This window comes from Aestuariivirga sp., assembly GCF_041738905.1.
Taxonomy (GTDB): domain Bacteria; phylum Pseudomonadota; class Alphaproteobacteria; order Rhizobiales; family Aestuariivirgaceae; genus Aestuariivirga.
Genome location: NZ_JBGSOZ010000074.1, coordinates 1 through 12,005, shown reverse-complemented (window position 1 = coordinate 12,005; position 12,005 = coordinate 1). Strand labels below are relative to the sequence as shown.

The 12,005-nt window shown below is 60.2% G+C and carries 10 protein-coding genes and 3 pseudogenes; 5 read left to right on the top strand and 8 right to left on the bottom strand.

Going from position 1 to position 12,005, the window contains the following annotated elements; all coding sequences use genetic code 11:
- The coding region (locus ACEW8Q_RS06120; RefSeq protein ID WP_373503166.1) for a DEAD/DEAH box helicase at positions 1 to 1,101 on the bottom strand (1,101 nt) is incomplete at its 3' end.
- Between the two features lie 836 nt (positions 1,102 to 1,937).
- Between ACEW8Q_RS06120 and ACEW8Q_RS06115 the strand changes: the two genes are divergently transcribed.
- The 4 genes and pseudogenes from ACEW8Q_RS06115 to ACEW8Q_RS06100 form a co-directional block, all read left to right on the top strand.
- Entirely contained in the window at positions 1,938 to 3,146 is a 1,209-nt protein-coding gene (locus tag ACEW8Q_RS06115; RefSeq protein ID WP_373503165.1) for a site-specific DNA-methyltransferase, read from the top strand.
- Between the two features lie 151 nt (positions 3,147 to 3,297).
- Positions 3,298 to 3,477 carry an SDR family oxidoreductase gene (locus ACEW8Q_RS06110; RefSeq protein WP_373503167.1) on the top strand — a complete coding sequence of 60 codons (180 nt, stop codon included), beginning with the start codon at positions 3,298 to 3,300 and terminating at the stop codon, positions 3,475 to 3,477.
- Between the two features lie 440 nt (positions 3,478 to 3,917).
- Positions 3,918 to 4,166, top strand: a pseudogene (locus ACEW8Q_RS06105) (ATP-binding protein); the annotation flags it as partial.
- A gap of 95 nt (positions 4,167 to 4,261) precedes the next feature.
- A pseudogene (locus ACEW8Q_RS06100) lies at positions 4,262 to 4,510 on the top strand (transposase); the annotation flags it as partial.
- Here the strand turns inward: ACEW8Q_RS06100 and istA are convergent.
- The 7 genes and pseudogenes from istA to ACEW8Q_RS06065 form a co-directional block, all read right to left on the bottom strand.
- Positions 4,510 to 5,586 (bottom strand): annotated as a pseudogene (istA, locus tag ACEW8Q_RS06095) (IS21 family transposase); the annotation flags it as partial. The pseudogenes ACEW8Q_RS06100 and istA sit on opposite strands and share 1 nt — an antisense overlap.
- 187 nt (positions 5,587 to 5,773) lie before the next feature.
- The gene (locus tag ACEW8Q_RS06090) at positions 5,774 to 6,796 is read right to left on the bottom strand and encodes a branched-chain amino acid ABC transporter permease (RefSeq protein ID WP_373503164.1); all 1,023 of its coding nucleotides are present in this window, start codon (positions 6,794 to 6,796) and stop codon (positions 5,774 to 5,776) included.
- Positions 6,793 to 7,656, bottom strand: coding sequence for a branched-chain amino acid ABC transporter permease (locus ACEW8Q_RS06085; protein WP_373503163.1), 864 nt, complete (start codon positions 7,654 to 7,656; stop codon positions 6,793 to 6,795). The genes ACEW8Q_RS06090 and ACEW8Q_RS06085 overlap by 4 nt, the downstream gene beginning before the upstream one ends.
- An 8-nt stretch (positions 7,657 to 7,664) precedes the next feature.
- Positions 7,665 to 8,375: an ABC transporter ATP-binding protein gene (locus ACEW8Q_RS06080; RefSeq protein WP_373503162.1), complete on the bottom strand. Its 711-nt coding sequence runs from the start codon at positions 8,373 to 8,375 to the stop codon at positions 7,665 to 7,667.
- On the bottom strand, positions 8,368 to 9,129 hold the full coding sequence (locus tag ACEW8Q_RS06075) for an ATP-binding cassette domain-containing protein (protein WP_373503161.1): 762 nt from the start codon (positions 9,127 to 9,129) through the stop codon (positions 8,368 to 8,370). The genes ACEW8Q_RS06080 and ACEW8Q_RS06075 overlap by 8 nt, the downstream gene beginning before the upstream one ends.
- A 4-nt stretch (positions 9,130 to 9,133) precedes the next feature.
- Positions 9,134 to 10,297, bottom strand: coding sequence for a substrate-binding protein (locus ACEW8Q_RS06070; protein WP_373503160.1), 1,164 nt, complete (start codon positions 10,295 to 10,297; stop codon positions 9,134 to 9,136).
- A gap of 270 nt (positions 10,298 to 10,567) precedes the next feature.
- Complete coding sequence (locus tag ACEW8Q_RS06065) at positions 10,568 to 11,212, bottom strand: cysteine hydrolase family protein (RefSeq protein ID WP_373503159.1); 645 nt, start codon at positions 11,210 to 11,212, stop codon at positions 10,568 to 10,570.
- 200 nt (positions 11,213 to 11,412) lie between these two features.
- Between ACEW8Q_RS06065 and ACEW8Q_RS06060 the strand changes: the two genes are divergently transcribed.
- The gene (locus ACEW8Q_RS06060; RefSeq protein WP_373503158.1) at positions 11,413 to 11,901 is read left to right on the top strand and encodes an NAD-dependent epimerase/dehydratase family protein; all 489 of its coding nucleotides are present in this window, start codon (positions 11,413 to 11,415) and stop codon (positions 11,899 to 11,901) included.
- Positions 11,902 to 12,005 lie beyond the last annotated feature (104 nt).

Below are 12,005 nucleotides of genomic sequence, written 5' to 3'. Positions count from 1 at the left end.
GCGGCAGGCGGCGGCATAGCGGCGAACCGGCACGATCAGCACGCACACACCCTTGCGCCCCGCCCGTCCGGTCCGCCCGGACCGATGCAGCAGAATGTCGGGGTTTGTCGGCATGTCCGCGTGGATGACAAGGTCGAGGTTGGGCAGGTCGATGCCGCGCGCGGCAACATCGGTCGCCACGCAGACCTGCGCCCTGCCATCGCGCATGGCCTGAAGCGCGCTGGTCCGCTCGGCTTGCGAGAGTTCGCCCGAGAGCGCCACCACCGTGAACCCGCGGTTGCCGAGCCTCGCCGCCAGATGCTTGACCGCTTCCCTGGTGTGGCAGAACACGATGGCGCTGCCGCTGTCGAAAAACAGCAAGGTGTTGATGATGGCATTCTCGCGCTCATGCGACTGCGCGACCACCAGCTGGTAATCGATGTCGGCATGACGCTCGGTCGCCGCTGTCGCCACGACCCTTGCCGCGTCACGCTGATAGACCTTGGCGAGATGGAGGATCGACTTCGGCACGGTCGCCGAGAACATGAGCGTGCGCCGTGTCTCGGGTACGGCTGCGAGGATGAACTCGAGGTCCTCGCGGAAGCCGAGATCGAGCATCTCGTCCGCCTCGTCGAGCACGACGGCGCGGAGAGCAGCCAGATCAAGCGAGCCCTTGGTGATGTGGTCGCGCAGGCGGCCGGGCGTGCCCACCACGATGTGAGCGCCGCGATCGAGCGCGCGGCGCTCCTTGCGCATGTCCATTCCACCGACACAGGAGGCCGTGACGACACCTGCATCGGCATAGAGCCAGCTGAGTTCGCGCTCGACCTGAAGGGCGAGTTCGCGCGTGGGCGCGATGATCAATCCCAGCGGGCGCTCGGCCGGTGCGAAGTTTGCGGCCTCGCCCAAAAGCGTCGGGGCGATGGCAAGGCCGAAGGCAACGGTTTTGCCCGAACCGGTCTGCGCCGAAACCAGAAGGTCGCGGCCGGCAACCTTGGCCTCGATCACGGCGATCTGGACAGGTGTCAGCGTGGCATAGCCCTGCTTGGCAAGAGCCACCGCCAATGCAGGGTGAATTGCGGCCAAGGCGGCGGCAGTCGAGTTGTCGTCAGTCGATATCATGCACCTGCACCCCATGGAACGCGCGGACCTCCGCCCGCGCGCAGTTATCACGCCAACATATTTCGAGCCATCATTGTGATGACGGTGTGTCCGGTGGCGTCCGGCCATCCGGAACCGCACGTTGATCCAGATCCGGCAGCCTTCCCACACTTCATTGCGCCACGCGGGAGAGCAGGAGCGCTTCCCGACATTGATATGGCAGCACCGGACATGCGAACAAATGGCTGTGGAGGCAGCCCTCGGCGAACCGGTATCTGCTCATTGAATGCCTGTTACCCCCCCATTTACAGAGAAATTCGGCATCGAACAGAGAGGCACTCTGCATTTGAACAGCCAGCCGACCTTTGGATACAATGACATGGCCGCCAAATCCCTGCGTGGATAACAGGGAACATTCCACGTCAAAACTGCTCAACATTCTGCAAGCAGACAGGGAAAAGTTCGAAAACAGGAAAACTGGACATTATCGCGCCCAGCAAGCAAGTGCGCCGAGGATACCAGCGCGCGAGTATCTTCCGGCGAAAGACCAGACTGGTCTGTATGGAAGAGTGTCCGAGTACATCCCGATGCTGTTGCCCCAAGGTTGTGCGATTCTGCGCTATTATGTCGCATCCATTTGAACTCGTCAGTCAACAGCCAACACGAACAAATTGGGGTCAGTAAATCCCGAATATGCAGTTTTGACAGTCAGTTACCGATCACCCGACGAGAGAGTTGGCCCGGACCTAAACAAGTTGAAGATATCTTATGAACCGACGACTAGGCGAGCAACAAGCGCCCCGTCCTGATCCCTTCGCGCAGGACACTCTGTGTGTGTGCCCCTAGGGAAACCTGACTTGTCAAATCAGCTGTCACTGCGCCTTGCACCCATCTCTTCCTTGCGCCCACCCGAGATTCCTCTCCGCGAGCATTCAACATCCAAACTGCACAAGCTTCGCCGGAACATTGAGTATTATGGTGTGCTTTCGCCTCTGTTGGTCAAAGCAGATGGCCAGATCGTCGATGGCGTCGCACGCTACAAAGCTGCTCAGGCGGCCGGACTTCAGCACCTCCCGGTGATTTATATCGATCATTTGAGCGAAACTCAGGTTCGCGCACTCCGTCTTTCGTTGAACAGGCTCCAAGACGAGGCGACGTGGGATCAACATGCCGTTGCTGCAGAATTGCGACATCTGTCGGAGGTCGGTTTCGATCTCGACCTGACGGCTTTCGACACTGTGGAGATCGAAAACCTCCTTGAGATCGGCGTCCCGCCAGGAGATGTCGAGGACCTAGATGCGTCACTTCTAGCTCAACCTGTTGTGACGCAACCCGGCGATCTCTGGATTCTGCAGTCGGGAAAGCAAGAACATCGTGTCATATGCGGCGACGTCCGTAACGGCGAGCTCTTGCAGAAGTTGTTCGGCGATGAACGTGCCGCCGCCTGCGTTACCGACCCTCCGTACAATGTGCGGATACGCGGCCACGTATCGGGAACCAGCAAGCACACGGAATTTGCAGTGGCATCGGGCGAGATGACCGATCTGGAGTTTGAGAGCTTTCTTGCAACAGTTCTTGGAATAATCGTCATCTTCCTGAAGGGGGGCGCAGTCGCATTCATTTTCATGGATTGGCGCCATATCCGCCATTTGTTCAATGCGGGCCAGTCATGTTGTCTGGAACTGCTCAACCTGGCCGTTTGGGTGAAGAGCAATCCGGGCATGAGGTCGATGTATCGCTCGCAGCACGAACTGATTGCGATTTTCAAGCGACAATCAGAACCTCATCGCAACAACATTGCACTGGGCCGACATGGCCGGTCACGCTCGAACGTGTGGCAATACCGCGGTGTCAACGTTTTCGGGCCAGAACGACATCTGCTGGATGCCCATCCAACGGTAAAGCCAGTCGCCATGTTGGGCGATGCCATCCGCGACGTGACGGCCGTGAACGAGATCATCTTTGACCCGTTCCTCGGTTCGGGTTGGCCAGCAATTCGCTGCCAACCTTCGTGCCCGAAGCATCTGTCCGGCATCAGCACTCATGAGACAAACTGGCTGACTTGAGGAAGAGAGGATTTCTGGTTCATCGTAGCTTTCAGGAGAAGCGCAGATGAGACAGAAATCCGAGACGACGAAGACCACCTCCGAGCAGGTTGTGAAGAACATCCGGCGGGCGACACGGAAGTATCATTCGGCTGAAGAGAAGATCAGGATCGTGCTGGATGAGGCTGAGCTTGTTGCAGGCCATCACACTCCCGTCGGCCGCCCCGGCACACCTGATGAAGTAGGTCATGTCGCAGTGTTCCTGGCCAGTGAAGAGGCCAGCTATGTCACCGGTCAGATGATTGTCGTCGACGGGGGCAATACTGTGCAGGAGTACAAGGTAGGCAACTGACAGCGATTGGCTCATTCGGTATCGGGCAGAACAATCTTGAGTTGACCAAGATGCGGCGTGTGAACGATAGATGAGAATCCCGCCTGAGAAATCCTCTCCCGCAGTCGGTCGGGACATAGGGCTTCCCTGAGCAGTGCACAGTTCAGCGATGTCACCTGGCTCCGCGGCCTCGATGTCTTGTCGTCAAAGACTCTTCCCATCTGCTCCGCCCACGGCAGATACGTCGCATCGATGAACTCGTGCACTGACACAGCCGGTGGCTCGCATCGGAGTATCAGTCGCTCGAGCACATCCGGTGACAGGTAAGCCAGCCGCATGATCCGGCTCACGAAGCGGTCCGTCGCCTTTTCGGCCATGGCGATGTCGTGCGCCGTGGTCGCGTCAGCGCCCTCGATTTTTCGCCGACACGCCCATGTGATCTTTCTTGACGATTTCCCATATACTTGCCCTTTAGCGCCTCGGGAGGCGCTCTCCACTTCCACCTGTTGAGCAAGCTCCATGAAAGAACAAGTGTCGTGATCACGACAAACCTCAGCTTCAGCGAGTGGGAGACGGTATTTGGCGATGCAAAGATAGCAACCGCCTTGCTCGACCGACTTACCCATCGCTGTCACATCCTTGAGACCGGCAACGACAGCTATCGGTTCAAGGCCAGTTCCGAAGCCGCAAGGGCGAAGAGGAAAACATAAACCCGCATTCGCCGGATAGGGCACTGATTTCTGGCGGTATTCTTCCGATTCAGGTATAATTATCAGCAGTTTAAACTGAACCTTATGAGGCCATCATGGAGAACCCAGTGGGTGAATCGAATGATGGCTCTCTGAGGCTCGATTTCGACCGACGCCTGAAGCTTGAGTTCCATGGCTCGCGGATCACTTCTGACGCCGGATTGCTGGCCTACCGCGAACTCGACGAAGCCCTCGGTCTCAGTGCCATGGCCGGTGAAGTGCTCGCCGACGCACGCAGCGGGAAGAACGGCCGCCATGCTCTCGTCGGGTTGCTGCGGCAGTCGGTGTTCGGACGGCTGGCCGGACGTGCAATGATCTCCGCCCCGCAGGTGATGACGACCTCATGCACATAGCCCCGGACCAGCACTTTCCGGTACCCATAGGCCGTCGGCGCAGAGTAGTCGTTGCACCGGTAGCGCACCAGCGCCAGCGAGGAAACCTGCGTGGTCACCTTCTCGCAGGCGTCGTAAGGTGCCGGCAACGGCGTCTGGAAAGCGGCAAGGTCACGCTCCAGGCGTTCGCCGATCGTCCCGTGCTGGCCGCGCAAACAGTCTGACAGTCGACGGCGGCAGCAGTTCATCAGATGAGCGTTCAGTGCCTCGAAGCTCTCGAACACCGGGATCGGCACGAGAAAGTTCCGCCGTGCATAACCGACAAGTCCTTCGACCTTGCCTTTGTCGTTGCCTTTGCCGGGCCGGCCGAACCGGTCCTCGAACAGGTAGTGAGACTGCAACTCGCTGAACACCCGCGTCCGCCGGCGCTTGCCATCGCCCAGAATGCGGGCAACCGCGATCTTCGTGTTGTCATACAAAATCGACTTCGGGACGCCGCCGAAGAATGAAAACGCTCTGACATGTCCGTCGCAGAAAGCTTCCGTCGTCTCGGCCGGGTAGGCCACCACGAAGATCGCGTCGGAATGCGGCAGGTCCATGCAGAAGAAGTGGATCTTGCGCTCGACACCAACAATCACACCAATGGCTTCTCCAAAGTCCGCCTGGGCATGCCCTGGCGGATGCGAAAGCGGCACGAACATCTCTTGGCGCCGCTGGCGCCAGTCCGCAACGTAGTCCTTCACGATTGTGAGCTTGCCGGTAAAGCCGTGTTCGTCGCGCAGCCGCTCGAATACACGCTTGCTCGTGTGACGCTGCTTCATCAGGCTATCCCTGTCAGCCGTCAGAATCGCATCTATGATGCCTGTGAACCCGTCAAGCTTCGGCCGCAAGGGTGGCTTCCTGCGTACATATCCAGGCGGTACCGAGAACTTCAGCGTCTTCGAGACCGTTCGGGCGTTGATGCCGAACCGTTCTGCTGCAGCCCGTTCGCTGATCCCCTCGATCATGACGGCATGCCGAACCCGCGCGTATAGCTCCACCGTCTTCATCCTCCGCCCCCTGCCAACTCAGGCAAAGGACTCTAAATGCCGCAGTTTTACTCCGGCGCAGCCAATCCATTCGGCCGCTTCAGTGAGGTATTATTGATCCGGCTTTTACAATCGTCCCTATCACAGTCACGGAAAGGAACGCTGGCTTCAAGACATGTCGAATTGCTGCAGACCCATCCGGAAACTGTCAGGTTGCGGGCGGCTTCGATCCGCTGGCCGTTCGCCTGTTCTTGCGGAACGTGTCGATCCAGGCAATCGCCTCGCCAAAGGCACCCTTGGGAAAGAGCATGACCGAAAGGATGAACAGGGCGCCAAGGAAAAGTGGCCAGGCAGCACCGATAACGCCGGAGAGGCGGCTTTCCAGATAGCGGACTGCGATCGCCCCCAAAGCGGCGGATATGACGTGGTTCCGTCCTCCAAGCGCCACCCAGATCAGAACGTCGGCAGAGAGGGCAAAGCCGATGAGAGAAGGCGAGGCAAAGCCGAATTGAACGACGAACAGGGCGCCCGACAGTCCGGCAAGAGCCCCAGACAGTGTGAAGGCGCGAATTTTCAGACGTGCGGCATCATGGCCCAGAGTTGCTGCGCGGAGTTCGTTCTCGCGAACAGAGGCGAGCGACTTGCCGAAGCGCGATCCTTCGACTTGCAGCATCAGCACGATGACGGCGAACAGGATCGCCAGCATGAGATAGTAAATGACAGTGGTATCGGTTATTTCCGGACCATCGCCGTTCAGTCCGAGTGAGATCGGGGGCACGCTCATCAGGCCGTTCATGCCGCCGACGAAAGGGCTGTTGATGGCCAGCCGCTCAATGACCACCGCCAGTGCGAGCGTCACGATGCCAAGAAAGGCACCCTTGAGCGGGCGCCTGCCCCCGAAGAAAAACGTGCCGACGAGCGCTGCCATGCAGCCCGACAGCACGACGGCGGCGAGGAGACCCAGCCACGTGGACCGGACACCCGGCAGGCCCGGTATCATCCCAAGCGTGACAACACTCATGGCATAGGCGCCAATGCCGAAATACACGGCATGTCCAAGGCTCAACAGGCCTGCATGGCCCCACAGGAGTGCGAGGCTCACCGCAAATACTGCATACACGAAGTATATGCCGAAATCCGCAGCCACCCAGGAAGATACGACTGCCGGCAGCAGGCAAAAGAACACGAGCGCGGCAAGGCCCATGATGCTGGATGAAGACAGCTTCATCATGCTTCCCTGCGTTGGCGCGACACGAGGCCGTTGGGGAATACCCGGATGACCAGAATTGCCGCGGAGAAAACAACCAGCTGTGCCCACACGGCCGAGGCGAATGCAGCCGTCAGGCTGTCGAGGCCGCCGACGCCTGCCGCACCCACAAGCGGTCCCGAAACCGTGCCCAGGCCACCAACCAGGATCGACAGAAAGGCCGGGACAACCCAGCCAAGGCCGGCATTCGGATCGATGGAGATCATCGGCGCCATCGCCGCGCCAGCAAGTCCGGCCAGGCCGGAGCCGAAGGCAAAGGTCAGCCTGTCAAGCCGGCGGGTGTTTATGCCAAGGCACGCGGCCATGTCGCGGTTGGCGATCACAGCCCGCGTAGCCAGCCCCCATCTGGTGCCGAAGAAGAATGCAAACGTCCCGATGATCGTGCCCAGGCTGACACCCATCACGATCAGCCGGTAGACCGGATAGGGTTCGCCAAACAGCATGACCGAACCGACATCGGGTGGCGAAACGGCATATGAACCGGGACCATAGATCAACACCATTGCGTGCCGCAGCACGAGCGCCAGACCCCAGGTGGCGAGGATGGTGTCGATCAGCCGATGATAGGTACGCCTGATCACGAGTTCCTCGGCGATCAGACCAATTATCGCAACGACGAGCGGCGCCAGCGCGAGCGCCACGAAGAACGGAAAACCGGCTCTGGTCAACTCCATCATCGCATAGCAGCCAAGCATGAGAAACTCGCCATGCGCCATGTTGATCACGTTCATCAGGCCGAAGATTATGGCGAGTCCAAGCGATACGAGCATCAGGACGAGGATCGCATTGGTGGAGTCGAGGATGACCGTCGCAATCTGTTCCATGGAGTCCCCTAGAGCGACATGTGTTCTTCGATGAGAGCGGGACTGGCGCGCAGCGTCTCCACCTTGTGGCTTGCGACGATGCGGCCGCTATCGAAGAAGTCGACGCGATCTGCAAGGCTCAGGGCCATTTCGATGTTCTGCTCGACCAGGACCAGACTCATGCCGCTTTCCCTGATGATACGCAGAAGAATGGCTGAAAGCTCGCTGACGACGGACGGTTGAATTCCCTCGGAGGGTTCATCGAGCAACAGCAGTTTCGGCTTGCCCATCAAGGCGCGGCCAATTGCCAGTTGCTGCTGCTGGCCACCCGACAGACGCCCGCCCTGCGTCCGCCGCTTCGCCGCAAGGGCCGGAAATATGGAATAGATTTCGTCCGCAGTGGCGGCTTTCAGATTTCCGAGCAGGAGATTTTCCTCCACCGTCAGCTCCTGGAAGATCTCACGCCCCTGCGGCACGTAGCCGAGCCCGGCGCGGGCGATCTCGAACGGCTCACGCTTGTCGATCCGCATGCCCGCGAAGGATATCGTCCCGCGTTTCGGCTGGTTCAGACCCATGATGGTGCGCAGCAGCGTGGTCTTGCCGACGCCGTTGCGGCCGAGAAGTGCAACGGATTCACCTGGAGCGACGGCCAGGGACAGATCGTAGAGAACGACCCCGCCGCCATAGCCCGCGACAAGACCTTCAATGATCAAGCCGCCGGCCTGCACGTGGCTATCCATGGGTTGGCCCCAGATAGGCTTCGCGAACCTGCCGGTTGTTCCGCATCTCCGCGAACGAGCCGGAAGCCACGATCTTGCCCATCATCATCACGGACACCGGACAGCCCAGGGCCTCGACGAACCCCATGTCGTGCTCGATCACCAGCGCACTCACCTTCGTCGCGCGCCGGATCACCTCCAGCAGCCGGACCGTCTCGGACTTTTCCGCCCGCGTCATGCCGGCAGCCGGTTCGTCCAGCAGGATCAGCAGGGGGTCAGTGGCCAGCACCATGGCAAGTTCCAGCCATTGCTTCTGACCGTGCGAGAGATTGCCGGCGGGCAGATCCCTTTGCCGCCCGAGCCGGACGGTTTCCAGTAGCCGGCTCGCTTCCAGAGGCTGTGCTTCAGGAGTTCGGCTGCTGCGGGCAGAAAAGGCACTCTCGAGATTTTCGCCAACTGTCAGCCCCGGGAAGATCGAGGGCACCTGGAACTTCCGGACAATGCCGGACCGCGCGATCTCATGCAGCGGCCGTCCACAGACATTGCGCCCCTGGAAGCGGATCGACCCGCTTGTGGGTGCATGATAGCCGGTGATCAGATTGAAAAGCGTTGTCTTGCCACAGCCATTGGGGCCTATGACGCAGCGCATTTCATCCGGGCCGATCGAGAAATCGACATTGTCGACGGCGCGAACGCCGCCGAAGAGTTTCGTTAAACCCTCGATTTCGAGAAACGGAGCCCCTTCACTTGAACTCCGTTGCGCAATCGAGTCCATGAGATCAGGCGCAGCCGGGTGCCGGCGCGACCTGGCCCAGATTCTCGACGACCGTGATGCCGGCCCCTTCGGTCTTTGCCGTGAACATCTCGAGCGTCACGTGATGGTCCTTTCCGACTGTAACCTTGCCGGTTGGGCCGTCCACCGAAATGCCTTCGAGTCCATTGACCAGAGATTCGCTGTCGATCGATCCGGATTTCTCGAAAGCCGCTTTCGCCGCATGCAGCGATACATAGTGGGTAAACGCATACTGCGATACCGGCGTTGCATCACCTCCGAGCTTCTTGATGTCGGCCACGAACTTCTTGACCGGGTCGGTCTGCAGGGATTGCGCAAAGGGAAGCGCCACCCACATGTCCTGCGCCTTGCCTTCGCCGAAGGCACCGAGGTAGAGTTCCCCGAAGCCGAGGAATGCCACCTTGAGGTCCTTGAGCAGGCCCAGGTCTTCCGCCTGACGTATGAAAGTGATGCCATCGGCGCCAGGAAGCGCGAACACCAGCACCTTCGCACCCGAATCCTTGATGCGGCGGATAACCGGGGCGAAGTCCTTCACACCCCACGGGGTGAATTCCTTGCCCGCCACCGTGCCGCCAGCGCCTGCGACGATCTTTTCGCCAGCCTCGAACATTTTCTGCGGCCAAATGTAGTCGGCACCAAAGAAATAGAAGCTGGGCCCGCCGATCTCCTTCATTTTCGGCAGCAGTTTCTCCAGTTCCTGGTTGGGGACCGTATTGAAGCAGAACAGGTAACGGTCGCAGCCGCCGCCTTCATAGTTTGTGGCATACAGTAGCGGCACCTTTGCGCGCGAGAGGGTGGGCATCATTGCATCGCGGTTATTGGAGGTAATCGGACCCGAAACGGCAACGACGCCGTCGCGGCGGATCAGGGACGTGGTGCGCTCGACCGCGGTCTTGGGATCGGTCTTGTCGTCCTCGTAGATCAGTTCGATCTGCCGGCCCATGATGCCGCCGGCTGCGTTGATTTCGGCGGCCGCAAGGTCGAGTCCAAGCTTGGCTTGGCCGCCGAACAGTTCCAGCCCCCCGGAGAATGGCTGCACCACGCCGATCTTCACAGGATCGGCAGCAAGCACCGCTGGAATCGGGAAGGCCGCAGCGGCCGCGATACCCCCGCTGGTCCTCAAAAACGTGCGGCGGGAAACAGTGAACATGGGAATCTCCTCCATATTATGGCGCAGCACGCGCGACATCATGATCGCCGCGGGGAATTGCACTTGTCTCCGGGACGAGTGAGACAGCAGATAATACTAGAACATCTACCGCGGCAATAGGCAGCAGCCTGCCGAAAGCCCGTGTCTGGACAAAGGCCGGCACCGTAGTCCGGGTCCGGGCCCAGGGCGGAAACTGAGCTGGGCCAACTTGGAAATGCGGACATAGCGGAGAGCAGCTGACTTTCGGGCTGCTCCGCAGTCGCCTGGAGGTCAGGCGGCGATGTCGAGGTTTGCCACCTCGGCGCCATCGCGCAAGGCCCTGGCGACTGTCTCGGCGTCGCTGACCACGCCGAAATGCGTGGCAATGTCGTAGAGCGAGCTTTCCTGCTCGCGCGGACCCGTCGCCGCACAGGCATCGTGCGGCACGACGATCTCGTAACCCAGAAAGAATCCGTCATGCACGGTGGAGCGCACGCAGATGTTGGTGACGACTCCGATGACCACCAGCTGGGTGACCATCATGTCCTTCAGGGTCAGGTCGAGGTCGGTGCCGAAGAACGCCGAATAGCGGCGCTTCGTGACATGAATCTCATCTTCACGGGCGCCAAGGTCTTCGATGATCCTGGTACCCCAGCCACCCTCCTCGCAGTGCGGCGTGCGCTTCAGCAGTTCACGATCCCGGCGCATGTTGCGCCGATGCTCGTCGTGCACCCAGATGACGGGGGCACCTCTGGCGCGCGCCGCCTCGATGACCTGAAGCTGCGGCCGAACCAGGCGTTCATAGTCCGGCAGCACCATGGCGCCGCCCGGCTTGCAGAAATCATTGACCATGTCGACCACGATCACGGCGGTCCGGCCTGCATCGAGGCGCATGGTCTCGACATGCCGATGAGCAGAGAATACGTCTTTGGCCACGGCGCCCTCTCGAACTGTATGACCTGATACAAAGCCCAAGGAACGGTGAAGTCAATCCCGCGCCCGCCACTACCATGGCAGCCACAGGGAGAGCTGCCGCTGACCTGGTCAACTGGGCATCTCGTTGACACCGCCGGTTCCCTTTGATTGACTGAACACAAGCGAGGCCGGGGTTCCAGAGAGCGAGACGGACACTTGGGATGAAGATCATCTTGACCGGGTCGGAGGGTTTCCTGGGCCGTCACGTGGCAACCCATCTCGACCGCTCCGGCCATGAGATCGTCGGCATTGACAAGAGCCAGCCGGCCGCTGCGGCCGGTCGGGCGCACGTCAGCGCTGACCTTGCGCAGTTCGCGTCGGCACTCGAGTTGGTCCGCGATGCCGATGCGGTCGTGCACCTTGCAGCAGTCCCGCGGCCGACCGGCCGCACCGCCGGTGACGTATTCCATGCCAATGTCGCCACCACGTTCAACGTTGTCGAGGCCGCGCGGCTGGCCCGCATTCCGCGTTTTGTCTACGCCTCCTCACTCAGTGTTCTGGGCTACCCGTTTGGCCAGCCGTTCATGCCCCCGGAGGCGCTCCCCGTGGACGAGACCGCGCCGATCCATGCGCAGGATGCCTATGGTCTGTCAAAGTGGCTGGGCGAGGAAATCGGGGGATGTCCCGCTCAATGTAGAAAATTGGAGTGAGGTTGGCGTTGCTCTCCTCGAGCCGTAGGCTCGGGGTGTTCAATCCTGAATGGAGAGCAACACCATGAAGAAAGCTACCACGTCTATCGAGGCGCTTGCCAGTG

Bases quoted from the DNA above. Each gene is read 5' to 3' on its own strand.
- ACEW8Q_RS06090 (WP_373503164.1), bottom strand. From the start codon at position 6,796: ATGATGAAGCTGTCTTCATCCAGCATCATGGGCCTTGCCGCGCTCGTG.
- ACEW8Q_RS06085 (WP_373503163.1), bottom strand. From the start codon at position 7,656: ATGGAACAGATTGCGACGGTCATCCTCGACTCCACCAATGCGATCCTC.
- ACEW8Q_RS06080 (WP_373503162.1), bottom strand. From the start codon at position 8,375: ATGGATAGCCACGTGCAGGCCGGCGGCTTGATCATTGAAGGTCTTGTC.
- ACEW8Q_RS06075 (WP_373503161.1), bottom strand. From the start codon at position 9,129: ATGGACTCGATTGCGCAACGGAGTTCAAGTGAAGGGGCTCCGTTTCTC.
- ACEW8Q_RS06070 (WP_373503160.1), bottom strand. From the start codon at position 10,297: ATGTTCACTGTTTCCCGCCGCACGTTTTTGAGGACCAGCGGGGGTATC.
- ACEW8Q_RS06060 (WP_373503158.1), top strand. From the start codon at position 11,413: ATGAAGATCATCTTGACCGGGTCGGAGGGTTTCCTGGGCCGTCACGTG.